This is a genomic window from Variovorax sp. M-6 (assembly GCF_052114385.1).
Classification (GTDB): domain Bacteria; phylum Pseudomonadota; class Gammaproteobacteria; order Burkholderiales; family Burkholderiaceae_C; genus Variovorax.
This window is the reverse complement of record NZ_JBFREQ010000002.1, coordinates 205,514-229,026: the sequence shown is the minus strand read 5'-3', so window position 1 is coordinate 229,026 and position 23,513 is coordinate 205,514. Positions and strand designations below refer to the sequence as shown.

Here is a 23,513-nt window from a genome sequence, read left to right as displayed (position 1 = left end):
GTCAGGCGTCGCTCTCGACGATGAAACTCACCACGGTGGTGGCGCTGCCGCCGATGTTGAGCGTGGCGAAGCGGCGGGCGCCCTCGACCTGGCAATCGCCGGCACGCCCCGCCACCTGGCGCGCGGCGTCGAGCACCATGCGCACGCCGGTGGCGCCCACCGGATGGCCCAGGCCGATCAGCCCGCCGCTCGGGTTGACCGGCAGGCGCCCGCCCCGTGCGATGGTGCCAGCCTCGATCGCGCGCCAACTCTCGCCCGGCGCTGTGAGGCCGAAGTGGTCGATCGCCATGTACTCGGTGGTGGTGAAGCAGTCATGCGTCTCGATGCCATCGAGTTGCCACACGTCCGCGATGCCGGCGCGGTGGAATGCGCCCTGGATCGCGTCGCGCACATGCGGGAACACGTAGGCCTGGCCGGCACTGGCCTGCAGCTTGGGCTCGAGCTTCAGGTGCGCAGTGCGGTGGCCCCAGCCGGCGATGCGCGGCAGCCCGTCAAGCGAATGGCCCCGCCGCCTGGCCCATGCCTCGGCGAAGCGCGGCGACGCCAGAACCACGGCTGCCGCGCCGTCGGTGACCTGGCCGCAATCCTGGCGCCGGATCATGCCCTCGATCACCGGGTTGGCGGCATCGTCGGCGGTGAAGCTGGCGTCGGTGTAGTTCCACGCGCGCGTCTGGGCGAACGGATTGCGGCGCGCGTTCGAAATGTTGATCTCGGCGATGCGCGCCAGATGCTCGTACTTCAGTCCATAGCGCCGCTCGTACTCCTGCCCGACCCGATGGAACATGCGCGGCCACACGTAGGTCGCCCCGGCGCCTTCTTCGCCCACCCAGGTCGCGGCCCCCAGGTGCTGCGCGGCCACGGCGCCGGGCACGTTGCGCTCCAGCTCCACGCCGGTGACCAGCACGCAGTCGTAGCGGCCGCACTCGATCTCGGCCGTGGCGGCCAGCATCGCGATGCTGCCCGACGCGCAGGCCGCCTCGTGCCGTCCCGCGGGCGTGCCGTAGAAGCCGGGGTCGATCGCCGCGAGCATCCCGCCCAGCTGACCCTGCCCGGCGAACAGCTCGCCGACGAAATTGCCGACATGGCCGGATTCGATCTCGCGCGCATCCAGCGCGGCATCGGCGAGCGCGCCCTGCACCGCGTCGCGCATCAGCTCGAACAGGCCGTCGCCGTCGCGCGACGCGTTGCGCGCGAAATCGGTCTGGTGACCGCCGAGGATGTAGACCGGGGAGGAAGTCATGCGCTTCTTTCTGGGTGGTTGGCGGCAAGCTGCCGGGCGGCCTCGCGGGCCAGCTCGCGCAGCGGTGCCTTGACGAGCTTGCCGTTGAGGTTGCGCGGCAGCGGTGTCGCACTGATGGTGACGAAATCAGGCGTCTTGTAATCGGCCAGCGTGCGACGGCACTGCGCGCGCACGGCCTGGGCGTCCACCGGCTCGGTGGCATGCACGAACACGTGCACGCGCTCGCCCAGCACCGGACAGGGGCTCGCGACCGCGGCCACCTCGATCACGCCCGGGTAGCGCTGGATCACGTTCTCGAGTTCCACGCAGTACACCTTGAACCCGCCGCGGTTGATCATGTCCTTGATGCGGTCGAACACGCGCACGAAGCCTTCGGCATCGATGCTGCCGATGTCGCCCGAGCGCCAGTAGCCGGCCACGAACGCGTCCCGCGTCGCCGCGGGATTGGCCCAGTAGCCGATGGCGTTGCCGGGGCTCCGGATCCACAGTTCGCCCGATTCGCCGGTGGCCACTTCGCGGCCCGCGGTGTCGAGCACGCGGATATCGACGCATGGCACCACGGTGCCGACCGTGTCGGGCTTGCGCGCCGCGTCGCCACGCTCGGTGAGCGTGACCGCCGAGGTCGTCTCGGTGGCGCCGAAGCCGTTGTAGAGGGCGAGGCCGGGCAGCGCCTCTGCCAGTCGCGCGATGGTGATCTCGGGCATCGCCGCGCCGCCGAAATGGCCGATGCGCCAGCACGACAGGTCGCGCGCGGCCAACGAGGGATGCAGCAGGCAGAGGTTGTACATGGCCGGCACCATGACCGCGGCCGTGACGCGCCGCGCCTCGATCTCGGCCAACGCCTCACCCGCGCCGAACTGCCGCAGGCACACCAGGCAGCCGCCCACCTGCAGCGCGACGACCACCACCGCCAGCAGACCTGAAATGTGCGAGGCCGGGATCACCAGCAGCATGCGGTCGTCGGCCGTGTAGCCGAAGCGGCGCACGTAGTGGCGCGCGGTATGGAAGAAGCCCAAATGGGACAGCACTGCACCCTTCGGGTGTCCGGTGGTTCCCGAGGTGTACATGATGCAGGCGGGGCAGGTGTCCTCGAAGTCCGCGCCGACCGGCGCATCGTCGCCGGCGGCCAGCAGTGCCGCGTACGACAGCGCGCCCGGCCGCACCGCCGCATCCAGGCCGCCCTCCTCGATGCACACGGTGCAATGCACGCCGGGCATTTCGGCCGGCGGCGGCAGCCGGTCGGCCAGCGAGGCGTCGAACACCAGCGCCGCCGCACCGCACTGGTTGAGCATGTAGCCGAGCTCCGCCGCACTCTGCCGGATGCCGATCGGCACCGCGATCGCGCCGAGCCGCCAGATACCGGCCAGCAGCACGACGAACTCGGACCGATTGCCGACGAACAGCGCGACCCGGTCGCCGCTCTTCACGCGCTGCGCGGCGAGTCCGCTCGCGACCCGGTCCGCCAGGCGGTCGAGCATGCGGTAGCTCAGCGTCGCGGCGCCGTCCTCGACGGCCGGCGCGTCGCCGCGCAGGGCCACCGACGCGCGCAGCATCGCGTCCAGGTTGCGCGGCCGCTCGGCGTAGCACGGCACCAGCCGATCCCCGTAGAGCGCCTCCAGACGCAGCGCGTCGCCCTGCGCGCCAAGGCCCGGCCCGCTCATGGCGCTGGCCTCCCTTCCCGCGCCGCGGTCGGTTCGCGCATGCGCACAGCACCGTCGATGCGCACCACCGAACCGTTCATCATGCTGTTCTCGATCAGCGCCTGCACCATGTGCGCGAACTCCTCCGGCCGACCGGGGCGCGGCGGAAAGGGCACGTCGTCGATCAGCGTGCGCCGCGTGTGCGTGGGCACGACCTCGTACATCCCGGTCTCGAAGGTGCCCGGAGCGAGCGCCACCACGCGAATGCCGAAGCGCGCGAGTTCGCGCGCCAGCGGCAGCGTCATGCTGGCCACGCCGGCCTTCGACGAGCCATAGGCCGCCTGCGCCGACAGCGCCTCGTAGGCCGCCACCGAGGCGGTGTTGACGACCACGCCGCGGTCCTCGCCGTCGGCGGCATCGTCGCCGCTCAGGCCCTCGGCGAACAGACGAAGGGTGTTGAAGGTGCCGACGAGGTTGATGTCGATGACACGGCGGAAGACCTCGAGCTCGCGCGGCACCAGGCGGCCGGTCGCCTTGTCGGTGCGAAACACGCGCGCGGGCCCCAGCACGCCGGCGCAGTTGACCAGGATGCGCGGCGTACCGAGCGCGGCGCGCACCTGCGCGAAGGCGGCTTCCATGTCGCTGGCCGCGCTCACGTCGCCGCCGATCGCCAGCACCGGCGCCGAGGCGGCGAGCGCATCGAGCGGCGCGCCGGCCAGGTCCAGCGCCGCCACGCGTGCGCCCTGCGCCACGAGGCGCTGCGCCGTGGCCCGTCCCAGCCCCGAGGCCGCGCCGGTGACGACGGCCACCGTTCCTTCGATCTGCATCGTTTCTCCTTGATGGGCGGCGTTCAGACGCGCGCCGGCATGCGCAGCGCGCCGTCGAGTCGAATCACCTCGCCGTTGAGCATCGGGTTCGCGATGATCGCGAGCACCAGCGCCGCAAACTCGCCGGCTTGGCCGGGCCGCTTCGGAAACGGCGGCACGGCGGCGAACACCACGTCGCGCGATCGCGGTGCGAGATTCATCGTCATCGGTGTCTCGAACACGCCAGGCGCGATGCCCATGACGCGGATGCCGTGCTCGCCGAGCTCGCGTGCCAAGGGCAGCACCAGGCCCGCCACGCCTCCCTTGGACGCGGCATAGGCGGCCTGCCCGATCTGGCCGTCGAAGGCGGCGATCGAGGCGGTGTTGACGATCACGCCGGCCTCGGCATCGCCCGCGCGCCCCGCGATCATCTGCGGCACGGCGCAACGGATGCAGTTGATGGTGCCCAGCAGATTGATCTCGACCACGCGCCGGAACTCGGCCAGCGGCATGGCGACACCGCGGCGCACCACGCTCCCCGGGTCGGCAACACCGGCGCAATTGACCAGGATCTCGGTTCGCCCCAGCCGTTCCGCGACCTGGCCGAACACGGACTCGATGCCCTCGGCATCGGCCACGTCGGCCGCGAAGCCGATGGCATCCATCGCCGCGGCGGCCGCCTCGACGGCCGCCGCATCGCGGTCGATGAGCACCACGCAGGCGCCTGCCGCGCGCAACGCCTTCGCGGTTGCGGCGCCGAGACCCGACGCTCCGCCGGTGACCACTGCGACCCTGCCCTGGACCCGGGCGCCGATATCCTGCATACGCGCCTCAGTCGGGACGGTTCATCTTGCAGGTGACAGGCAGCTCGGTGACCGGACCCGGCACCTTGGCCACCGTCTTCCACCCCATCCCCAGTCCTTCGGCGTCGTACTTCACGCCCTTCACGAGCTGGTTGATGTAGAGCGGGTGCGTGGCCTGGTGGTCGGCCTTGCGCATCTGGATCTTGCCGAAGGGCGAGTCGTAGTCCATGCCTTCGAGCGCCTGCGCGATCTTCACGAGGTCGGTGGCGTTGCCCACTTTCTCGATGGCGCGCGCCAGCATGTCCATCTGCACGAGGATGGAGGTGTAGTACAGATCCTCGCCGAACCTGGCCTTGAAGTCTTTCTGATATTTCTCGAGTGCGGGCTGCTTGTCTTCGACCGGCACGTTCGGATGCCACGACGCGATCTGGAACACGGTGTCTTCGCCGGCCGCCCCGATGGACGTCGGCACGCCGAACAGGCCGCCGTAGTAGGTCAGGTAGCGCGCGTTCAGGCCCGACTCCTTGCTGGCCCGCACCAGCAGCGACAGGTCGTTGCCCCAGTTGCCGGTCAGCACCGTGTCGGCGCCGGACTGCTTGATCTTCAGCACGTAGGGCGAGAAGTCCTTCACCTTGCCGAAGGGGTGGAAATCGTCGCCGACGAACTGCACGTCCGGCCGGGCCTTGCCGATGATCTCGCGCGCATCGGCACTGACCGAGCGGCCAAAGGCATAGTCCTGGTTGATGAGGTAGATCTTCTTGACCTGCGGGTTCTGCTTCACGTAGTCGGCGATGGCATACATCTTCATCAGCTGGTGCGCCTCGAAGCGGAACATCCAGAAGCTGCACTTCTCCCCCGTGAGCTCGGGCAGCGCCGAGCCGTAGTTGAGGTAGAGCACCCGTGACTGCGGATTTCGATCATTGTGCTTTTCGACCGCGCCCTCCAGGGCGCCGGCGATGCCGGAGTTGCCGGCCTGCACCATGAAGCTGATCTTCTGGTCGACCGTGCTGTTGAGCATCGCGATCGCCTTCGCCGGATCGCCGCCGTTGTCCATCGGCACCACTTCGAGCTTGCGACCGAGCACGCCGCCGCGCTGGTTGATCAGATCCACCGCGTAGAGCAGCGTCTTCGCCACCGTCACCCCCGTCGAGGCCGTCGGCCCCGAGAAGGTGTCGATGTGCGAGATGCGGATCGGCGGCTGCGACTGCGCCGACGCGGCGAGCGCGCAAACGGCCAATGCCGCCGCAACGCCCAGGGAGCGAGGAAATGCCATGGTGGTCTCCGATGGATGCCGGTGCGCGGACTGCGATCCGGTAATTTTTTTGCTTGGTCATTAGAAGTTACTTTGCGGTAACTCCGCGTTAATATAGTGACCCTCACCGGCTCCGTCAAGCGGGCAGACCCCGCACACGGGTGACCGACAATCGCCCCAAGCCATGGTCACAACGCCCAGATCCAAACCGACTCCGAAGGCCGCCCGCTGGAACAACGCGCTGGCCGGCACGCCCGACCCGCGCGAGATCCGCAAGCGTGCGCTGATCGCCGCCGCCGGCCGCACCTTCGGGGTGAAGGGCTTCCACAACACCACGCTCGACGACATCGCGAGCGCGCTCTCGGTCACCAAGCCGGCGCTGTACCGCTATGTCAAGAACAAGCACGAGATCCTGTACGAGTGCCATCGCCTGGCCATCGGCATGGCCGAGGAGGCCCTGGCAACGGCGCAGGCCGAAGGCGCCACCGCGCTGGACGCGCTGCGCCTCTTCGTCAGTCTCTACATCCGCAAGATGACCAGCGAACTGGGCACCTGCGTGGTGCTGACGGAGTACTACTCGATGACCGCGCAGCACAACGCCCTGATCCAGCAGCGGCGACGGGTGGTCGACACGGAACTGCGCGCGCTGGTGAGCCGATGCATCGACGAGGGCGCGATCGCGCCGTGCGACCCCAAGCTCGCGGTGTTCTTCTTCATGGGGGCCATCAACAACATCAACCGCTGGTTCACCGACAAGGGCGAGACACAGGGCGATGCGATCGCCGAAGCCTTCGCGGACCACGTGATCCATGGCCTGCGTCCGCTGAAGGTCTCGAAGCGAAGCAACCGCTGAGGCTTCGCTCGCACAAGGAAAGAAGCCGCCCTCAGGCGGCTTCGCGGCGTGCTCGCGCGGGTCGCCGGACGCTCAGGGCGCCAGGTAGTCCGACACCACCTTCCACTTGCCGTCCACGATCTGCGACAGCCGCGACTGGTCGTTGCCCAGCCGCTTGGTGGCGCTGAAGGTCATCTTCGGGCTGCCGAACATGTCGGGCTCGAAGGTGCTGCTGTCCATCGCCTTGATGAAGCTGTCGGTCGTCAGGTTCGGACCCGCCTTGTTGGCGGCCTGCACGAAGGACTGGACGATCATGTAGCCGTAGACCGAGAACACGGTCGGGTCCTCGTTGAATTTGGTCTTGTACTTGTTGGCCCAGAATCGCAGCGGCTGCGACTGTTCGTCGGTGTAGGGGTTCTGCACCGTCATCGTGGCGTAGACGCCGTCCATCGGTTTGCCGCCGAGCTTGTGGATCAGGTCGGTGTAGGCCGCGCTCGACCCCAGGAAGGTCGGGTTGAAGCCGGTCTTGCGCGCCTCGCCCACGGTGCCGATGGTCTCGCGGATGATGGTGCCGAGCACCACCAGGTCGCAGTTGGCGGCCTTCATCTTGGCGACCTGCGACGAGAAGTCGGTGGCGCCGCGCTTGAAGGAAGTCTTCTCGGCGAGCTCCATGCCCGCGGCCTTCAGGCCGGCCTCGGCGCCGCGCTGCACCTCGAGGCCGAATTCGTCGTCCTGGTAGATGGTGCAGACCTTCTTGGCGCCCTTGTCCTTGATCATCTTGGGCAGCGCCATGCGGATCTGGTCGTAGTAGGTCGCGGCGAAGGAATACTTGAGGCGGTTGAGCGGCTCGTACATCTCGCGCGCCGCGGTGATCGGGAAGAAGTTGACGATGTTCTTCTCGAACTGCACCGGCATCGCCGCCATGTTCTGCGCGGTGCCGATGTGCCCCGCCATGATGAAGATCTTCTCCTGGTTGACCAGCTTCTGCGCCGCCAGCACCGCCTTCTTGGGGTCGTAGCCCGAGTCTTCGACGAAGAGCTTGAGCTTGCGGCCCTGCACGCTGCCCTGCTCGTTGAGCTCGTCCACCGCGAGCTGCATGCCGTTGCGCGCCTGCTTGCCGAAGCCGGCGAGCGGGCCGGAGAGATCCTGGATCGTGCCGATGCGGATCTCGTCCTTGCTCACGCCCTGCTGCTGCGCGCTGGCGAGGCCGGAGCCCAGCGCGAGACCGGCCGCGGCGGCCAGGGGGATCAGAGTCTGGGTCTTCATACGGTTGTCTCCTCTAGGTTGGCGAAAGAATGGCGGCTATGCGTACATGGCGTCGATGCGCTCGGCGTACTTGGTCTGGACCAGCTTGCGCTTGAGCTTCATGGTCGGCGTGAGCTCCTCGTCCTCGGCGCTGAGCTGCGTTTCGAGAAGGAAGAACTTCTTGATCTGCTCGACCCGCGCGAACTTCGCATTGACGCGGTCGAGCTCGGCCTGGATCAGGTCCTGCACCTCCTGCGCGCGCGTCAGGCTCTGGTAGTTGCTGAACGGCACGTCGTGGTCCTGGGCGAATTTCTCGACGTTCTCCTGGTCGATCATGACGATCACGCTCAGGTAGGGCCGGGCGTCGCCGATCACCACGGCGTCGGTGATGTAGGGGCTGAACTTGAGCTCGTTCTCGAGTTCGCTCGGCGTGATGTTCTTGCCGCCTGCCGTGATGATGATGTCCTTCATGCGGTCGGTGATGCGGAAAAACCCGTCCTCGTCGACCGTGCCGACGTCGCCGGTGTGCAGCCAGCCCTCGGCATCGATGGCCTCGGCGGTCTTCTCCGGCAAGTTCAGGTAGCCCATGAAGACGTTGGTGCCGCGCACCAGGATCTCGCCGGTGGCGGGGTCGATGCGGACTTCGTTGTAGCCCGCGGCCGGGCCGATGGCGCCGGGCTTGATGCGCGCGGCCGGCACGCCGGTGGCGGCGCCGCAGGATTCGGTCATGCCCCAGACCTCCAGCATCGGCACGCCGAGCGCGAGGTACCACTTGACGAGCTCGGGCGAGATCGGCGCTGCGCCGGTCACCAGGAAGCGCGCGCGGTGGATGCCGATCAGCTTGCGCGCGTTGTCCAGCGCCAGCTTGCGCGCGAGCCAGAACTTGAAGCGCAGCAGGCCCCCGACGGGCTGGCCGGCCAGCACGCGGTCGGCGATGTCGGTGCCGACGCCGATGCTCCAGCCGTAGGCCGCCTGCTGCAGCGCACTCGCTTCCTTGAGCGCGATCATCACGCCGGAATAGAACTTCTCCCACACGCGCGGCACCGCGGTGAACACGGTCGGGGCGATCTCGCGCACGTTCTCGGGCACGGTCTCCGGGTTCTCGACGAAATTGAGGATCGAGCCGGTGTACAGCGCGAAGTACTCTCCGCCCATGCGCTCGGCGATGTGGCACAGCGGCAGGAAGCACATGCGCTCGTCGTGCTCGTCCTGCGCCACCAGCGTGTTGTAGCCGCGCGTGGTGTAGACCAGTCCTCGATGGCTGTGCATCGCGCCCTTGGGCTTGCCGGTGGTGCCCGAGGTGTAGACCAGGATGGCCAGGTCCTCGGGCCGGCAGGCGGCGACGCGCTGCTCGAGTTCCTGCGGATGGGCCTTGTTGTAGTCGCGGCCGAGCGCGCGCAGGGCGTCGAGGCTGATGACGCCGGCGTCGTCCAGGTCGCGCAGGCCCTCCATGTCGAAGACCACGATCTTGCGCAGCAGCGGCAGGGCCGCGCGCACCTCGAGCGCCTTGTCGAGCTGCTCGTCGTCCTCGACGAACAGCACCGTGGTGCGCGAGTCTTCGCAGAGGTAGTGCACCTGCGAGGCGGCATCGGTCGGATAGATGCCGTTGGCCACGCCGCCGCAACTGAGCACCGCGAGATCGCACAGCACCCATTCGATGACCGTGTTCGACAGGATCGAGGCGCATTCGTGCGGCGCGAAGTCGATCGCCATCAGGCCGCCGGCGATCTCGGCCACCGCGTCGGCGGTCTGCCTCCAGGTCCAGCTGCGCCAGATGCCGAGCTTCTTCTGCCGCATCCAGACCTTGTCGCCGCGCAGGCGGGCCGCGTTCCAGAACATCGCGGGCATCGTCTCGCCCGGCACCACGATGTCCGCGCGGGACTGGATGCGGCCCAGGTCCCAGAGGCCGGCCGGTGCCTTGGCGTGCATGGCGTTGGTCATCTCCAGGTCTTCTTCTTTTTCCAGCGCCGCTCGCCGCGCACGCCGTCGTCCTTGAGGCCGAGGTAGAACTCCTTGATGTCCTCCTTCTCGCGCAGCCGCTCGCAGGTGTCTTCCATCACGATGCGGCCGTTCTCGAGCACGTAGCCGTAGTCGGAGGCGTTCAGCGCCATGTTGGCGTTCTGCTCGACCAGCAGGATGGTGGTGCCGCGCTCGCGGTTGATGCGCACCACGATCTCGAAGATCTCCTTGGTGAGCTTGGGCGACAGGCCCAGGCTGGGCTCGTCGAGCAGGATCAGCTGCGGCGCGGCCATGATCGCGCGCGAGATGGCCAGCATCTGCTGCTGGCCGCCCGAGAGCAGGCCGGCGTCCTGCGCGGCGCGCTCCCTGAGGATCGGGAAGTAGCCGAACACGGTCTCGATGTCGCGGGCCACGCCGTCGCGGTCGCGGCGGGTGTAGGCGCCCATCAGCAGGTTGTCCTTGACCGACAGCAGCGGGAAGACCTCGCGGCCCTCGGGCACGTGGCTCAGGCCCTGCTGGACGATGTACGCCGGGTCCCGGGCGGTGATGTTGCTACCCTTGAACTCTATGCTGCCCTTTCTCGGGTCGATGATCCCCGAGATGGTCTTGAGGATGGTGGTCTTGCCGGCGCCGTTGGAGCCCAGCACGGTGGCGATCTCGCCAGCGCGTACCTTGAGGCTGACGCCGCGGATGGCCTTGATGGGGCCGTAGGCGCTTTCGACGTTGAGGAGTTGGAGGACGGTATCGGTCATGACTTGCTTCCTCCGGGGTGGCGATGGCGGGCGGTATGCCCCGGGCCGGCCGACGTCACCGGCCTTTGAACACCCCTGAGCCCGGCATGCGGTGCGGGACCGGCGATCCCCTCTGCGCCGCTGAGGAGCGCAGCCTTTCGCGGATCAGGGCTCGCGACTGTTTGAGCCGAAGGCGAGTTTGAGCGAGACCCCGCGAAAGGCGAGCACCGCAAGGAAGCCCGAAGGGCCGGCGCAGTGGGGTCGACGGACCCGCACCGCGTGCCGGGCGCCCCACCGAAGACGACGAAGAACATCAGGCCACCCTCCGCAAGCTGCTCACGTCATCGACAGTACCGAGGTACGCCTCGATCACCCGCTCATCCGACTGCACCTCGGCAGGCGTCCCGGAGGCGAGGGCTTCACCCATGTTCATCGCCAGCACGCGGTCCGACACCTTCGACACCAGCGACATGTCGTGCTCCACCATCAGCACCGAGATGCCGAGCTCCTGCTGGATGTCCTGGATCCAGAAGGCCATGTCGGCGGTTTCCTCGACATTGAGGCCCGACGAGGGTTCGTCCAGCAGCAGCAGCTTGGGCTCGGTGCACAGGGCCCGCGCCAGCTCGACCACCTTGCGCACGCCGTAGGGCAGCCCCGCGACCATCGAGTCCCGGTGGTGCTGCAGGTCGAGCAGGTCGATGACCTGCTCGGCCTTCTCGCGCGCCTGGATCTCGGCGCGGCGGGTGGCGGGGGTGAAGAACAGCTCGCTCCAGAAGCCGGTCTGGCGGTGCGTGTGGCGCCCGATCAGCAGGTTGTGCAGCACGGTGGCGTGCTCGAACAGCTCGATGTTCTGGAAGGTGCGCGCAATGCCGAGCGCCGCGATCTCGTGCGGCGCCTGCTGCGTCAGCGCCAGCGGCGCACCGCCGCCGTGCCAGACGATCTCGCCGGCGGTCGGCGTGTAGATGCGGCTGATCAGGTTGAACACCGTGGTCTTGCCCGCGCCGTTGGGCCCGATCAGCGTGAAGACCTCGCCGCGGCGGACTTCGAAGCTGACCTTGTTGACCGCCAGCACGCCGCCGAAGCGCACGCTCAGGTCCTTGGCGGAGAGAAGGATGTCGGCGTTCATCTGAGCCGATCCGATTTGGTGAACGACTTCTGGCGCTTGAACAGCCCGCGCCGATAGAACGGGAACAGCTGCAGCCAGGTGCGCACCTTGAGCCAGCGCCCGTAGAGGCCGAGCGGCTCGAACAGCACGAAGGCGATCAGCACCAGGCCGTAGACCAGGCCCTGCAGGCCCGGCGCCTGGCCGATCGCGGGGGGCAGCCAGTCCTTGGCCGATGCGATCAGCTGCGGCATCGCGATCAGGAAGATCGCGCCCAGGAAGGCGCCATGCACCGAACCGAGGCCGCCGATCACCACCAGCAGCAGCAGGTCGATCGACTGCAGGATGCTGAACTGGTCCGGCGAGATGAAGCTCAGCTTGTGGGCGTACAGCGCGCCGCCGAGTCCGGCCAGCGCGGCCGAGATCGCGAAGGACATCGTCTTGTAGCGCGCCAGGTGGATGCCCATGCTCTGGGCCGAGATCTCGGAATCGCGGATCGCGACGAAGGCGCGGCCGGTGGACGAGCGCAGCAGGTTCAGGATCGCGAGCGTGCACAGCACGGCGATGAGAAGGCACACCAGGTAGAAGCTCTCGCTCGAATTCAGCTCCCAGCCGAACAGGCTGGCCGACTTCACATGCAGCCCCGAGTTGCCGCCGGTGACGCTCTCCCAGCGCGCGAACACTTCCTCGACGATGAAGCCGAAGGCCAGCGTCGCGATGCCGAGGTAGATGCCCTTCACGCGCAGCGCCGGCAGCGCGACCACCACGCCCACCGCGGCCGACAGCGCCGCGGCGGCAACCAGCGCGATCGGGAACGGCACCCCCATGTTGCTCAGCACCGCCTGCGTGTAGGCGCCGGTGCCGAGGAAGGCCGCGTGCCCGATCGAGAACTGCCCGGTGAAGCCGGCCAGCAGCATCAGGCCGAGGCCGACGACGCCGTAGATCAGCACGAAGGTCAGCTGCGCGAGCCAGTACTCCGGCAGCGCCCATGGCGCCACGATCAGCGCGACGCCGAGCAGGCTGTACCAGAACACCTGGCCGCCATGCTTGGCCAGGTCGATGTCCTGGGTGTAGCTGGTCTTGAAGATGTAGCGCATGGCGGGCTCTAGACTTTCTTGCGAAGCTTCTCGCCGAAGAGCCCGTTGGGCTTCACCATCAGCATCACCAGCACCACGATGTACGGCGCCGTGTCCTTGAAGCCGTCGGGCAGGTAGAAGCCCGCGAAGGACTCGACGATGCCGATCACGAGCCCGCCGACGATCGCTCCCGGCAGGCTGCCGAAGCCGCCCACCACCGCGGCCGGGAAGGCCTTGAGGCCGATGAAGCCCATGTTGGCATGCACGAAGGTGATCGGCGCCAGCAGCATGCCGGCGATCGCCGCCACCGCCGCGGCCAGCCCCCACACCAGGCCGTTGAGCCGCTTGACCGGGATGCCCATGTAGTAGGCCGCCAGCTGGTTCTGCGACGAGGCCTGCATCGCGATGCCGAGCTTGCTGTAGCGGAACATCGCGAACAGCAGGCCGCACAGCACCGCGGTGGCGACGATGATGGCCAGCTGCTCGAGGTTGACCACCAGCTCGCCCAGCTTCCAGATCTGGTCCTTGTAGGGCACCGGCAGCGTGTGGGTCTCGGTGCCGATGCCCGGGATCATCGTGACCAGCCCGCGCGCCACGTAGCCGATGCCGATCGTCAGCATCACGATCGAGAACTGCGGCTGGCCGAGGATCGGCCGGATCACCACCAGCTCGAGCAGCACGCCGAAGGCCACCATCGCGGCCACCGCCAGCAGTGCCGCGAGCCAGAACGGCAACCCGAACAGCGACATGCCCGCGAAGGCGCAGAAAGCGCCGACCATCATCAGCTCGCCCTGCGCGAAGCTCACGGTCTCGGTGGCCTTGTAGATCAGCACGAAGCCCAGGGCGATCAGGCCGTAGATGCAGCCTTGAGCGATGCCTGAGAGCAGGAGCTGGAGTATTTGCAAGGAGGGGTCTCGTCCGGGTTTCGCGGTTTATAGCGGTGACTCGTGCGCGCGGCGCAGAGGGTTGTCCCGCATCGGCGCCGCGCGGGCGGCCGCGCGCGTCATTGGTGCACGGCGAGCCGCCGCGATCCCGCGACGATGTCGCTGGGTCGTAGGCCGTACACCTGGCGGATCGAGTGGCTGAAATGGGTCGAGTCCGGGTAGCCGGTGTCGAGCGCGATGTCGGTCAGCGTGGCGCTCTGCCGCACGTGGCGCAGCAGGCTGCGGGCGCGCTTCCAGGCCCGGAAGGCACGGAAGGTCAGGCCGGTCTCCTGCTTGAAGAGGTGCAGGAAGCGCGAGAACGAGAGCTTGACGGCGGCCGCGCATTCGTCGGCCGAGGTCGGCGCCGCGGGATCGGCGTTGATGCGCTCGATCACCCTGCGGATGCGCGCATCGAGCGGCCGCGGCGCCAGCGGGCCGCCGAAGAACAGCGCGTCGAAATCGAAGCGATCGAAGCTCTCGCGTCCCGAGGCTTCGGCCAGTTGCACATGCACGTCGCGCACCCGCCGCACGAAGGCCGGCGCCTCCACCGGCCCGCAGCGCTGCAGGAAGTCCGGCAGCTGGGCCGGATCGACGAATTCGGATTCGATCAGCAGGCTGAGGATGGTCCGGTGCTCGGTCTCGACCCGGTGCGGCACCTGCGGCGGCACCACGATCAGCTCGCCGCTCTGCCAGGCGCCGCCGCCGATGCGGATGCGCAGCGGTGCGCCGGTGGGCGAGAGGTAGATGCCGTGGCCGCCCATGTTGCGTTCCGCCGCCGCGCCCAGAAGCCCGGCGTAGAAGACGCGCTGCGGTGTGATCCACATGAGGCGCTCGTCGCGGTGCTCGCCGCGCGGCGCATGCTTCGGTTGCCTGTCGACCAATGCCGTCTCCTCCGCTCGGCGACGGACGGCCCGGTGGCCGGCGTCGCCATCGGCCGATCGTAGCGGGGGACGCCGGCCCGGTGCCGGCGATTGCGCGGGGACTTTCCCTTAGGGCTCGAGCGCGCGGCGCAGCTCGGCCGCGCACATCGAGACGGCCGCGTTGGCCTCGTCGAGCAGCCGGCCCATGGTGATGAAGCCATGGATCTGGCGCTCGAAGCAGACGTAGCTGGTGCGGTTGCCGGCGGCGGTGAGCGCCCGCGCATAGTCCAGGCCCTCGTCGCGCAACGGGTCGTAGCCCGCGGTCAGCACCAGCGCCGGCGGCAGTCCGGCGAGGTCCTCGTGCAGCAGCGGCGAGGCGCGCCAGTCGAGGTCGTGCGCCGCATCGGTGATGTACTGGTCGTGGAAATAGCGGATGGTGTCGCTGGTCAGCACGTAGCCCTGGCCGTTGGTGGTGTGCGACGGGTGGACGCGGCGCATGTCGGTGGCCGGATAGATCAGCAACTGGTAGGCGATGGGCAGATCGCCGGCATCGCGCGCCGCGATCGCGACCACGGCGGCCAGGTTGCCGCCTGCGCTGTCACCGCCGACCGCGAGCCGAGCGGGATCGACGCCGAGCGCGGCGGCCTCCCTGCGAACCCAGCGCGTGGCCGCGAGCACGTCGTCGACCGCCGCCGGAAAGCGGTGCTCCGGGCCCATGCGGTAGTCGACCGCCACCACCGCGCAGCCCGACAGATTGCAGAGCTCGCGGCACAGCGTGTCGTGGGTGTCGAGGTCGCCGATGGTCCAACCGCCGCCGTGGTAGTACACGAGCACCGGCAGCACGCTGGCGGCAACGGATCCGAGCGGCCGATAGAGCCGCATCGGGATCGGTCCGTGCAGCCCGTCGGCCTGCAGCTCCCGCACCTCGGCCATCTCGCCGGGGTCGGGCTGCGTGACGGCGCGCCGCTCGCGATAGAACTTGCGCGCGTCGGCCGGCGTCAGCGTGTGCGTCGGCGGCACGCCGCGCTGCTCGAGGAGGTCGATGAAGGCCTTGGCTTGGGGATGCAGCATCAGGGGCTCCGAGGTTGAAGGAAGATCAGGCCGGCGCCGGGCCGCCCCAAGGCGGCCTGCGGCCCCCTCGGGGGGCAGCGAGTACACGAAGTGACGGAGCGTGGGGGCTCATCAAGCCTCGCGTGGCTTCACGCGCGACGCGGCTTCCTTGGCATTGCGGCGAGCGGTGTCGATGTCGACGGCATGCGCCAGCGCCACGCCCATGCGGCGCTTCGTGAAACTCTCGGGCTTGCCGAACAGCCGCAGGTCGACGCCCGGCACCGCGAGCGCCTCGGCCACGCCGTCGAAGACGATGCCCGTGGCGTCGACGCCGCCGTAGACCACGGCGCTGGCGCCCGGGCTCTTGAGCGTGGTGTCCACCGGAAGCCCGAGGATCGCGCGGGCATGTAGCTCGAACTCGTTCTGCCACTGCGTCGCCATCGTCACCATGCCGGTGTCGTGCGGCCGCGGACTGACCTCGCTGAACCAGACCTGGTCGCCCTTCACGAACAGCTCGACGCCGAACAGCCCCTGGCCGCCGAGGTCAGCCGTCACGGCCTGGGCGATCTGCTGCGCCTTCTGCAACGCAGCCGGTGCCATCGGATGCGGCTGCCAGCTCTCGACATAGTCGCCGCTGACCTGCAGGTGGCCGATCGGCTCGCAGAACTGCGTCTGCACGGCGCCGGTGCCATCGAGCGCGCGAACCGTCAGCAGCGTGATCTCGTAGTCGAAGTCGATGAAGCCCTCGACGATCACCCGGCCATGGCTGACGCGGCCGCCGGCCATGGCGTAGTCCCAGGCCTTCTGCACATCGGCCGGGCCGTCGATCTTGCTCTGGCCCTTGCCCGAGCTGCTCATCACGGGCTTGACGACGCACGGGTAGCCGATCGCCTCCCCGTTCGCGCCGTCGATCGCCGCCTGCAGCTCGGCCAGCGAGTCGCAGAACCTGTAGGGGCTGGTCGGCACGCCCAGCGTCTCGGCGGCCAGGCGGCGGATGCCTTCGCGGTCCATCGTGAGACGGGCCGCCCGCGCGGTCGGGATCACGCGCACCACGCCGGCGTCCTCCAGCTGCTGCAGCATCGGCGTGGCGATGGCCTCGATCTCGGGCACCACGAGCTGCGGCTTCTCGGCCTCGATCAGCGCCTTCAGCTGGGCCGGGTCGCTCATGGTGATGGTGCGGGCGTGGTGCGCCACCTGCTGGCCGGGCGCGTTCTCGTAGCGGTCGACCGCGATGGTCTCGACGCCGAGGCGCTGCAGGGCGATCAGCACCTCCTTGCCGAGCTCGCCGGAGCCGAGCAGCATCACGCGGGTGGCGCAGGGGGACAGGGGCGTGCCGAGGGTGGTCATGGGTGCGGGTCCGTAACTGAGGGAGTGAACGCGGCACTTTAAATCACTCGCGCGGCCTCCGGCGCTGTCACGGACGGGAACCCGGCCGGCCGCGCTCTGTTCCACAATCCCGGTCACGGTTCCCGCCCCGGCGCGGGACCCTCCCCTTTCTTTTTTCTGTTCAAGGAGTATTTCTCATGGCAATCCAAACGGTCGGCATCATTGGCGCGGGAACGATGGGCAACGGCATCGCCCAGGCCTGCGCGGTCGCGGGCGTCAACGTGGTCATGGTCGACATCGCGCAGTCCGCGGTGGACAAGGGCGTCGCCACGGTGGCCGGCAGCCTCGACCGCCTGATCAAGAAGGACAAGCTCACGGCGGCCCAGAAGGACGCCGCCCTGGCGCTGATCAAGGGCTCGACGAACTACGACGACCTGAAGTCGGCCCAGCTGGTGATCGAGGCCGCGACCGAGAACCACGAACTCAAGCTCAAGATCCTCAAGCAGGTCGACGCGCTGCTGGCGCCCGAGGTGATCATCGCCTCGAACACCTCCTCGATCTCGATCACCCAGCTGGCCGCCGCCACATCGCGCGCCGACCGCTTCATCGGCATGCACTTCTTCAACCCGGTGCCGATGATGGCGCTGGTCGAGATCATCCGCGGCTACCTGACCAGCGACGCCACCCACGACGCGGTCAAGGCGCTGGCAGAGAGGCTCGGCAAGTCGCCGATCACCGTGAAGAACGCGCCGGGCTTCGTGGTCAACCGGATCCTGGTGCCGATGATCAACGAGGCCTTCTTCGTGCTGGCCGAGGGCCTGGCGACCGCCGAGGACATCGACGCCGGCATGAAGCTGGGCTGCAACCAGCCGATCGGCCCGCTGGCGCTGGCCGACATGATCGGGCTGGACGTCTGCCTGGCGGTGATGGAGGTCTACCTGGAACAGTTCGGGGACTCGAAGTACCGCCCGTGCCCGCTGCTGAAGGAAATGGTTGCGGCCGGTCAGCTGGGACGCAAGACCAAGCGAGGCGTGTACAGCTACTGATCGGACAAGACAAGAACAAGGAGACAGACGGACATGACCGCGACCCCCAGCAATCCGCCCGCCGAAGGCTGCATCGACACCCAGGTGCTCGACCACGTGCTGCTGATCGGCATCAACCGCCCCGCCAAGCGCAACGGCTGGACGCCGGCCATGTTCCGGCAGCTGGCCGAGGCCTACACCCGGCTCGACGACGACCCGGCGCTGCGCGTGGGCGTGCTGCATGCCTTCGGCGATCACTTCACGGCCGGGCTCGACCTGCCGGCCGTGACCGAGTTCATGAAGCGCGGCGAGAAGGCGGTGCCGCCTGGGCTGGTCGAGCCGCACGACTTCGGCACGCCCGGCTATCGCCGCCGCAGCAAGCCGATGGTGGTCGCGGTCAAGGGCATCTGCTTCACCGTGGGCATCGAGCTGATGCTGGGCGCCGACATCGTGATCGCGGCCGACAACTGCCGCTTCTCGCAGATGGAAGTGCAGCGCGGCATCATGGCCACGGGAGGCGCCACCCTGCGCATGGCGGAACGCGCCGGGCTGGGCAACGCCATGCTGCACCTGCTGACGGCCGACGAGTTCGGCAGCGCCGAGGCCTATCGGCTCAACTTCGTCCAGAAGGTCGTGCCGGCCGGCCAGGAGCTCGACGAGGCGCTGGCCGTGGCGCAGCGCATCGCGGCGCAGGCGCCGCTGGCCGTGGTAGCGACGCGGCGCAACGTGGTCAAGGCGATCGAAGAGGGACCTCTGGCTGCCATGGCGGAATTCATCGAGACGCAGAAACGGCTCGCGAACAGCGAGGATGCCGCCGAGGGCGTGCGCTCCTTCATCGAGCGCCGGCCGGCGCGCTTCAGTGGTCGTTGATGAACTTCCCAGGAGCTTTCCCATGCCCTTGTCTTTCCGTTTCGCGCGTGCGGCGCTTGCCGTCGCCTTCAGCCTGACCGCCGTGAGCGCCCTCTACGCCCAGACCACCACGGCCCCTGCGGCCCCCGCATTGCCCGATCCGGCGGCGACTTCGGTCGGCGCCCTCGGCTGGATGCAGGGCTTCCCGCCGGCGGCCGACAAGCAGATCACCTTCGACAACCCGGCGGGCGGCGTCTACCCGCGCACCCGCTGGTCCTACTCGCACATTCGCGAGACCGTGCCCACCGCCAACGTCTGGCGCGGCAGCGGCATGCCGAGCCCGCTGCCGGCGACGCCGCGCGATCTCTCCGGCATCTCCTTCAAGGCGATGGGCGGCGAGCAGTTGAGCTTCGGCGAGATGCTCACGCGCACCTACACCGACGGCATCCTGGTGCTGCACCGCGGCAACGTGGTCTACGAGAAGTATTTCGGCGCGCTCACGCCCGAACGGCCTCACCTCGGGATGTCGGTCACCAAGTCCTTCGTCGGCACGCTCGCGGCCATCCTGGTTGCCGAAGGCAAGCTCGACCCGTCGGCGCCGGTCACGCAGTACCTGCCCGAACTCAAGGGCACGGCCTACGGCGACGCCACGGTGCGCCAGGTCATGGACATGACCATCGGCGTGCACTACTCCGAGAACTACGCCGATGCCAAGGCCGAGGTCTGGGACTATGCGCGCGCCGGCGGCATGCTCCCCCAGGGTCCGAACTACACCGGCCCGAAGTCCTTCTACGAATTCCTCGTCACGCTGAAGAAGGAAGGCGCGCACGACGAAGCCTTCGCCTACAAGACGGTCAATGCCGAGGTGCTGGCCTGGATCCTGCGCCGCGCCAGCAACCAGTCGCTGGCCGATCTCATGAGCGAGAAGATCTGGCGCCGCATCGGTGCCGAGCAGGATGCCTACTTCATGGTCGACCGCATCGGCACCGAATCGGGCGGCGGCGGGCTCAACACCACGCTGCGCGACCTGGCGCGCTTCGGCGAGACGATGCGCAACGGCGGTCGCGCGCCCAACGGGCAGCAGGCGATCCCGAAGGCGGCAGTGGCCGACATCACACGCGGCGGCGACCCGGCCAAGTTCGCGAAAGCCGGCTACACGCTGCTGCCGGGCTGGTCGTACCGGAACATGTGGTGGATCACGAACAACCCGAACGGCGCCTTCATGGCGCGCGGCATTCACGGCCAGAGCATCTACGTCGACCCGAAGGCCGAAATGGTGATCGTGCGCTATGCGGCGCATCCGGTGGCCGCCAACGGCGCCAACGACCCGTTGACGCTGCCGGCCTTCCAGGCCGTGGCCGAGGCGCTGATGCAGCCCTGAGCTGCCCCCCGAGGGGGAGTCAGCAGGCCGCCCGTCTGCGCGAAGCGCGGACTTCGCCGCGCTGGCGGCCCGGCGCCGGCCTGATACCGATTTATATTGCGCGCAATATAATTGCTCGCTACAATTCGCCTCATGCCCTCCGCGCCGCTCTCCGCCGACGAACTGCTGAAGCTGGACAACCAGCTTTGCTTCGCGATGTATTCCGCCTCGCTCGCGATGACGCGGCTGTACAAGCCGCTGCTCGAAAAGCTCGGCCTCACCTACCCGCAGTACCTCGTGCTGCTGGTGCTGTGGGAGCGCGACGGCCTCACGGTGTCCGAACTCGGCGAGCGACTGTCGCTCGACTCGGGCACGCTGACGCCGCTGCTCAAGCGGCTCGAGGCCAATGGCCTGGTGGCACGCATCCGCGACGTGGCCGACGAGCGCCGCGTGCATGTGAGCCTCACGGCCGCGGGCCGCAAGCTCAAGGCACGCGCCGCCCACGTGCCCGGCTGCCTGATGGCGGCCTCGGAATGCTCGGTGCCCGAACTCGTCGCGCTCACGCAGCAGATCCAGTCCTTGCGCGACCGCATCAAAAAGGCCGCATGAGGCTTCCGCTTTCGTTCCGTTTCCCTCCACCCACCACCTCAGCAAAAGGAATCACCATGACCACCAAGCTCGACAAGGTTCTCTACACGGCGCAAGCCCACACCATCGGCGGCCGCGATGGCGCCGGCAAGTCCAGCGACGGCGCGATCGACGTCAAGCTCAGCTCGCCCGGCTCGGGCAAGCCCGGCACCAACCCCGAGCAGCTGTTCGCGGTCGGCTACGCCGCCTGCTTCATCGGCGCCATGAAGGCCGTGGGCCCGAAGATCAGCGTCAAGGTGCCGGACGACGTGGCGATCGATTCCAGCGTCTCGCTCGGCCCGATCAACGACGGCAAGGCCTACGGCATCGCGGTCAAGCTCGCGATCACGCTGCCGGGCCTCGACGCCGCGCAGAAGAAGCTGCTGGTCGACACCGCGCACCAGGTCTGCCCGTACTCGAACGCCACGCGCGGCAACATCGACGTCGAACTCTCGATCGCCTGATCGGCCGGCGGCCGCAGCCCGCCATCGAAGCCCGGCAAGGGTCGCCTGAGCGACCGGCAGCCGGGCTTTTTCTCGTGCGTTCCGGGAGCCTCTGCGCTAAGGTTCCCCGATGAGCACCGACACCCTGCTGGTCCGCAAGGACGACCTTTCCTCCACCCGCCTGCACGCCACCGCCGACGCAAGGCTCGCCGACGGGCAGGTGCGCGTTCGCATCGAGCGCTTCGCGCTGACCTCGAACAACATCACCTACGCCGCCTTCGGCGAAGCGATGAGCTACTGGCAGTTCTTCCCGAGCGGCGAAGAAGGCTGGGGAATCATCCCGGTGTGGGGCTTTGCGAGCGTGTCGCACTCGCTGCATCCGGGCGTGGCGGTGGGCGAAAGGCTCTACGGCTACTTCCCGATGGCCTCGGCCGCAGTGCTGACGCCCGAGCGCCTCTCGCCCGACCGGCTCAGCGACGGCGCGGCGCATCGCAGCGCCCTGCCCGTGGTCTACAACCAGTACCTGCGTACGCGCTCCGACCCGCTCTACACGGCCGACACCGAAGACCTGCAGGCGCTGCTGCGGCCGCTCTTCATCACCTCGTGGCTGATCGACGACTTCCTCGACGACAACGATTTCTTCGGCGCGAGACCGGGTGCCGCACTGCTGTCCAGCGCGTCGAGCAAGACCGCCTACGGCACGGCCTTCCAGCTGAAGCAGCGCGAGGGCATCGAGGTGATCGGGTTGACGTCGGCCGCCAACCGGGCGTTCTGCGAGAGCCTGGGCTGCTACGACCGCGTGCTGGCCTACGAGGAGCTCGGCCAGGTCGCCGCCGACACGCCCTGCGTCTACGTGGACTTCGCGGGCAACGCCAGCCTGCGGCGCGAGATCCACACGCGCTTCGGGAACCTGAAGCACAGCGCTTCGATCGGCGGGACCCATGTCGACCAGCTGGCGGCCAGCGGCGCGGGCAAGAGCCTGCCCGGACCGCGCGCCACGCTGTTCTTCGCGCCGGCGCAGATCAGGAAGCGCATCGGCGACTGGGGCGGGGAGGTGTTCGGCCAGCGGATGGTTCAGGCCTGGCAGGCGTTCGCTGCCCGGGCGGCGAATCCACGGACGCCCTGGCTGCGCGTCGAGCACCATGCGGGCGGCGCGGCGGTGCAGGCGGCCTATGCGGGCGTGTTGGCGGGGCGGGGGGATCCGCGGGTGGGGCACATCCTGTCGCTGTAGATCCGCGACGGTGTCCCGTCAAGGCGCAGCAGCGTCGGGCGCACGCCGAAGCATCACTGGATCACCTTGTCCGCCCGATTCAGAACCGACTGCGGGACGACAAACCCGAGCCGTTTCGCCGTCTTCAGGTTGATCAGCAACTCGAACTTCGTCGGCTGCTCGATCGGAAGGTCCGCAGGCTTGGCGCCTTTCAGGATCCGGTCGACATAGCGGGCGCCGTCCTTGCCCTCGGTGCCGTAGCCGGGTCCGTAGGCCATCAGGCAGCCGTTTTCTGCATAGTCGCCCCGCGCGCAGATCGATGGCAACCCGTTTTCGATGGCCAGCTCCGCGATCAGCTTCTGGTTTGAATTGGCCACCGGGTTCAGCGTGACCCACACGGCATTGCTGCGCGCCTTGACGGCTTCCTTGAACGCTGCCGCATAGCGGTCGGCGCTGCCGGCCTCCATCGAATGGAGCTCGAGGCCCAGTTTCTCGGCCGGCAGCCGGCTGGCTTCCCACTGCGGGACGGAGCCGGGCGCCTGCGGATCCCACAGCACCGCCACCCGGGCGGTCCTGGGATTGATTTCCTTGAGAAGCTCCAGCCGCTTGCCGGTGAGGATGGCCGCCACGTTGGTGATGCCCGTGCTGTTCCCGCCGGGCCGCGCGAGGCTCTCGGCCAGCCCGGTGGCGATCGGATCCGTGACGCCCATGAAGACGATGGGCACCGTCGCGGTCGTCTTCCTGGCGGCCTGCGCCGCGTTGGTCGTCACCGTGACCAGCACGTCGATGTCCAGGCGGATCAGCTCGGCCGCCAGGCCGGGGAGCCGTTGCAGATCCTGGCTCTCGTGGCGGTAGTCGATCAGGATGTTCTGCCCCTCGACATAGCCGAGATCCCGCAGCCCCTGCCGAAACGCTTCCAGGCGCGGCGCGTCGGCGCTGGCCGAAACGGCCGCCAGATAGCCCACCCGCGCGATCTTCTTCGGCTGCTGGGCCCGGGCAAGGGAACCGGCCGCCAGCACGGCGCAAAGAAGAAGCCAAAGGATCTTGCTGCGCATCGGAGATCTCCTTGTTGCCAGCATCCGCAGACAGCGATTTTGCGCCGCTTCCGGCCCCCCCGCCTGTGCCTCGTGCGGGGTGTCCGGGTCGGCCGATCG

The 23,513-nt window shown here is 68.4% G+C and carries 22 protein-coding genes; 7 read left to right on the top strand and 15 right to left on the bottom strand.

Annotated features, from left to right (window positions below; all coding sequences use genetic code 11):
- Position 1 precedes the first annotated feature (1 nt).
- From AB4Z46_RS03560 to AB4Z46_RS03540, 5 genes are read right to left on the bottom strand one after another with little or no spacing between them, the layout of a single operon-like run.
- On the bottom strand, positions 2–1,240 hold the full coding sequence (locus tag AB4Z46_RS03560; RefSeq protein WP_442282095.1) for an acetyl-CoA acetyltransferase: 1,239 nt from the start codon (positions 1,238–1,240) through the stop codon (positions 2–4).
- Complete coding sequence (locus AB4Z46_RS03555; RefSeq protein WP_442282094.1) at positions 1,237–2,901, bottom strand: class I adenylate-forming enzyme family protein; 1,665 nt, start codon at positions 2,899–2,901, stop codon at positions 1,237–1,239. Before AB4Z46_RS03555 ends, AB4Z46_RS03560 begins: the two co-directional genes overlap by 4 nt.
- Positions 2,898–3,707, bottom strand: a complete 810-nt coding sequence (locus AB4Z46_RS03550; protein WP_442282093.1) for an SDR family NAD(P)-dependent oxidoreductase — start codon at positions 3,705–3,707, stop codon at positions 2,898–2,900. The genes AB4Z46_RS03555 and AB4Z46_RS03550 overlap by 4 nt, the downstream gene beginning before the upstream one ends.
- A gap of 23 nt (positions 3,708–3,730) precedes the next feature.
- Positions 3,731–4,510: an SDR family NAD(P)-dependent oxidoreductase gene (locus tag AB4Z46_RS03545; RefSeq protein ID WP_442282092.1), complete on the bottom strand. Its 780-nt coding sequence runs from the start codon at positions 4,508–4,510 to the stop codon at positions 3,731–3,733.
- 7 nt (positions 4,511–4,517) lie between these two features.
- Entirely contained in the window at positions 4,518–5,762 is a 1,245-nt protein-coding gene (locus tag AB4Z46_RS03540; protein WP_442282091.1) for a branched-chain amino acid ABC transporter substrate-binding protein, read from the bottom strand.
- Positions 5,763–5,925: 163 nt separating this feature from the next.
- Between AB4Z46_RS03540 and AB4Z46_RS03535 the strand changes: the two genes are divergently transcribed.
- Complete coding sequence (locus AB4Z46_RS03535) at positions 5,926–6,594, top strand: TetR/AcrR family transcriptional regulator (protein ID WP_442282090.1); 669 nt, start codon at positions 5,926–5,928, stop codon at positions 6,592–6,594.
- 72 nt (positions 6,595–6,666) lie between these two features.
- Here the strand turns inward: AB4Z46_RS03535 and AB4Z46_RS03530 are convergent, their stop codons facing one another.
- The 9 genes from AB4Z46_RS03530 to purT form a co-directional block, all read right to left on the bottom strand.
- Positions 6,667–7,839, bottom strand: coding sequence for an ABC transporter substrate-binding protein (locus AB4Z46_RS03530; protein ID WP_442282089.1), 1,173 nt, complete (start codon positions 7,837–7,839; stop codon positions 6,667–6,669).
- Between the two features lie 36 nt (positions 7,840–7,875).
- On the bottom strand, positions 7,876–9,759 hold the full coding sequence (locus AB4Z46_RS03525; protein WP_442282088.1) for an AMP-dependent synthetase/ligase: 1,884 nt from the start codon (positions 9,757–9,759) through the stop codon (positions 7,876–7,878).
- Complete coding sequence (locus AB4Z46_RS03520; RefSeq protein ID WP_442282087.1) at positions 9,756–10,529, bottom strand: ABC transporter ATP-binding protein; 774 nt, start codon at positions 10,527–10,529, stop codon at positions 9,756–9,758. The genes AB4Z46_RS03525 and AB4Z46_RS03520 overlap by 4 nt, the downstream gene beginning before the upstream one ends.
- Positions 10,530–10,821: 292 nt before the next feature.
- Positions 10,822–11,634 (bottom strand): ABC transporter ATP-binding protein, encoded by an 813-nt coding sequence (locus AB4Z46_RS03515; protein WP_442282086.1) that lies wholly within the window; start codon positions 11,632–11,634, stop codon positions 10,822–10,824.
- Positions 11,631–12,707: a branched-chain amino acid ABC transporter permease gene (locus tag AB4Z46_RS03510; protein WP_442282085.1), complete on the bottom strand. Its 1,077-nt coding sequence runs from the start codon at positions 12,705–12,707 to the stop codon at positions 11,631–11,633. Before AB4Z46_RS03510 ends, AB4Z46_RS03515 begins: the two co-directional genes overlap by 4 nt.
- 8 nt (positions 12,708–12,715) lie before the next feature.
- Positions 12,716–13,591, bottom strand: a complete 876-nt coding sequence (locus AB4Z46_RS03505; RefSeq protein ID WP_442282084.1) for a branched-chain amino acid ABC transporter permease — start codon at positions 13,589–13,591, stop codon at positions 12,716–12,718.
- A 98-nt stretch (positions 13,592–13,689) separates the two neighbouring features.
- Positions 13,690–14,433: a helix-turn-helix domain-containing protein gene (locus AB4Z46_RS03500; RefSeq protein WP_442282245.1), complete on the bottom strand. Its 744-nt coding sequence runs from the start codon at positions 14,431–14,433 to the stop codon at positions 13,690–13,692.
- Between the two features lie 165 nt (positions 14,434–14,598).
- A complete protein-coding gene (locus tag AB4Z46_RS03495; protein ID WP_442282083.1) occupies positions 14,599–15,540 on the bottom strand; it encodes an alpha/beta hydrolase in 942 nt (313 codons plus the stop codon).
- Between the two features lie 111 nt (positions 15,541–15,651).
- A complete protein-coding gene (purT, locus tag AB4Z46_RS03490; protein ID WP_442282082.1) occupies positions 15,652–16,866 on the bottom strand; it encodes a formate-dependent phosphoribosylglycinamide formyltransferase in 1,215 nt (404 codons plus the stop codon).
- Positions 16,867–17,042: 176 nt separating this feature from the next.
- Here purT and AB4Z46_RS03485 point away from each other — a divergent pair, with 176 nt between their 5' ends.
- The 6 genes from AB4Z46_RS03485 (at position 17,043) to AB4Z46_RS03460 (ending at position 22,380) form a co-directional block, all read left to right on the top strand.
- A complete protein-coding gene (locus AB4Z46_RS03485; protein ID WP_442282081.1) occupies positions 17,043–17,891 on the top strand; it encodes a 3-hydroxybutyryl-CoA dehydrogenase in 849 nt (282 codons plus the stop codon).
- A gap of 33 nt (positions 17,892–17,924) precedes the next feature.
- Positions 17,925–18,740: a crotonase/enoyl-CoA hydratase family protein gene (locus AB4Z46_RS03480; protein ID WP_442282080.1), complete on the top strand. Its 816-nt coding sequence runs from the start codon at positions 17,925–17,927 to the stop codon at positions 18,738–18,740.
- A 22-nt stretch (positions 18,741–18,762) separates the two neighbouring features.
- Complete coding sequence (locus tag AB4Z46_RS03475) at positions 18,763–20,100, top strand: serine hydrolase domain-containing protein (RefSeq protein WP_442282079.1); 1,338 nt, start codon at positions 18,763–18,765, stop codon at positions 20,098–20,100.
- A gap of 132 nt (positions 20,101–20,232) precedes the next feature.
- Positions 20,233–20,688 (top strand): MarR family winged helix-turn-helix transcriptional regulator, encoded by a 456-nt coding sequence (locus tag AB4Z46_RS03470; protein WP_442282078.1) that lies wholly within the window; start codon positions 20,233–20,235, stop codon positions 20,686–20,688.
- Between the two features lie 56 nt (positions 20,689–20,744).
- The gene (locus AB4Z46_RS03465; RefSeq protein ID WP_442282077.1) at positions 20,745–21,170 is read left to right on the top strand and encodes an organic hydroperoxide resistance protein; all 426 of its coding nucleotides are present in this window, start codon (positions 20,745–20,747) and stop codon (positions 21,168–21,170) included.
- A gap of 109 nt (positions 21,171–21,279) precedes the next feature.
- Entirely contained in the window at positions 21,280–22,380 is a 1,101-nt protein-coding gene (locus AB4Z46_RS03460) for a DUF2855 family protein (RefSeq protein ID WP_442282076.1), read from the top strand.
- A 53-nt stretch (positions 22,381–22,433) separates the two neighbouring features.
- On the opposite strand, the gene AB4Z46_RS03455 is transcribed toward AB4Z46_RS03460, so the two are convergent.
- On the bottom strand, positions 22,434–23,414 hold the full coding sequence (locus AB4Z46_RS03455; protein ID WP_442282075.1) for an ABC transporter substrate-binding protein: 981 nt from the start codon (positions 23,412–23,414) through the stop codon (positions 22,434–22,436).
- Positions 23,415–23,513: the final 99 nt, after the last annotated feature.

Coding starts and splice junctions, on each gene's coding strand:
- AB4Z46_RS03455 (WP_442282075.1), bottom strand. CDS start 23,414: ATGCGCAGCAAGATCCTTTGGCTTCTTCTTTGCGCCGTGCTGGCGGCC.
- AB4Z46_RS03475 (WP_442282079.1), top strand. CDS start 18,763: ATGCCCTTGTCTTTCCGTTTCGCGCGTGCGGCGCTTGCCGTCGCCTTC.
- AB4Z46_RS03560 (WP_442282095.1), bottom strand. CDS start 1,240: ATGACTTCCTCCCCGGTCTACATCCTCGGCGGTCACCAGACCGATTTC.
- AB4Z46_RS03485 (WP_442282081.1), top strand. CDS start 17,043: ATGGCAATCCAAACGGTCGGCATCATTGGCGCGGGAACGATGGGCAAC.
- AB4Z46_RS03465 (WP_442282077.1), top strand. CDS start 20,745: ATGACCACCAAGCTCGACAAGGTTCTCTACACGGCGCAAGCCCACACC.
- AB4Z46_RS03550 (WP_442282093.1), bottom strand. CDS start 3,707: ATGCAGATCGAAGGAACGGTGGCCGTCGTCACCGGCGCGGCCTCGGGG.
- AB4Z46_RS03535 (WP_442282090.1), top strand. CDS start 5,926: ATGGTCACAACGCCCAGATCCAAACCGACTCCGAAGGCCGCCCGCTGG.
- purT (WP_442282082.1), bottom strand. CDS start 16,866: ATGACCACCCTCGGCACGCCCCTGTCCCCCTGCGCCACCCGCGTGATG.
- AB4Z46_RS03525 (WP_442282088.1), bottom strand. CDS start 9,759: ATGACCAACGCCATGCACGCCAAGGCACCGGCCGGCCTCTGGGACCTG.
- AB4Z46_RS03555 (WP_442282094.1), bottom strand. CDS start 2,901: ATGAGCGGGCCGGGCCTTGGCGCGCAGGGCGACGCGCTGCGTCTGGAG.
- AB4Z46_RS03480 (WP_442282080.1), top strand. CDS start 17,925: ATGACCGCGACCCCCAGCAATCCGCCCGCCGAAGGCTGCATCGACACC.
- AB4Z46_RS03545 (WP_442282092.1), bottom strand. CDS start 4,510: ATGCAGGATATCGGCGCCCGGGTCCAGGGCAGGGTCGCAGTGGTCACC.
- AB4Z46_RS03520 (WP_442282087.1), bottom strand. CDS start 10,529: ATGACCGATACCGTCCTCCAACTCCTCAACGTCGAAAGCGCCTACGGC.
- AB4Z46_RS03540 (WP_442282091.1), bottom strand. CDS start 5,762: ATGGCATTTCCTCGCTCCCTGGGCGTTGCGGCGGCATTGGCCGTTTGC.
- AB4Z46_RS03500 (WP_442282245.1), bottom strand. CDS start 14,433: ATGTGGATCACACCGCAGCGCGTCTTCTACGCCGGGCTTCTGGGCGCG.
- AB4Z46_RS03460 (WP_442282076.1), top strand. CDS start 21,280: ATGAGCACCGACACCCTGCTGGTCCGCAAGGACGACCTTTCCTCCACC.
- AB4Z46_RS03530 (WP_442282089.1), bottom strand. CDS start 7,839: ATGAAGACCCAGACTCTGATCCCCCTGGCCGCCGCGGCCGGTCTCGCG.
- AB4Z46_RS03515 (WP_442282086.1), bottom strand. CDS start 11,634: ATGAACGCCGACATCCTTCTCTCCGCCAAGGACCTGAGCGTGCGCTTC.
- AB4Z46_RS03495 (WP_442282083.1), bottom strand. CDS start 15,540: ATGCTGCATCCCCAAGCCAAGGCCTTCATCGACCTCCTCGAGCAGCGC.
- AB4Z46_RS03470 (WP_442282078.1), top strand. CDS start 20,233: ATGCCCTCCGCGCCGCTCTCCGCCGACGAACTGCTGAAGCTGGACAAC.
- AB4Z46_RS03510 (WP_442282085.1), bottom strand. CDS start 12,707: ATGCGCTACATCTTCAAGACCAGCTACACCCAGGACATCGACCTGGCC.